The sequence below is a fragment of the Kitasatospora nipponensis genome (assembly GCF_039528135.1).
Taxonomy (GTDB): domain Bacteria; phylum Actinomycetota; class Actinomycetes; order Streptomycetales; family Streptomycetaceae; genus Kitasatospora; species Kitasatospora nipponensis.
Genome location: NZ_BAAALF010000570.1, coordinates 673 through 895 on the forward strand (window position 1 = coordinate 673; position 223 = coordinate 895).

Annotated in this window: 1 protein-coding gene; it reads right to left on the reverse strand. The window is 70.4% G+C overall.

The genetic code is table 11. From position 1 onward, the window contains the following. On the reverse strand, positions 1-189 hold a 189-nt coding region (locus ABD323_RS41965; RefSeq protein WP_344447327.1), incomplete at its 3' end, for a hypothetical protein. Positions 190-223: the final 34 nt, after the last annotated feature.

Below are 223 nucleotides of genomic sequence, written 5' to 3' on the forward strand. Positions count from 1 at the left end.
TGTGATCCGCACCTGCCGTGAGCCGAAGTCGACGAGCACCGCGAGCTCGCCCTCGACGGCGATGGCCCGGCCCAGGCCGTACTCGTCGTGGGAGACCCGATCGCCGACGGCGAACCGCTTGATCTGCGGCGTGGGCGCGGGGCGGAAGGGGCTGGTGGGGAGATGGCGCCGTGGCGCTGAATTCGTCATCCGTGTCAGTATGCGCCCAAATCCGGGCGGAGGG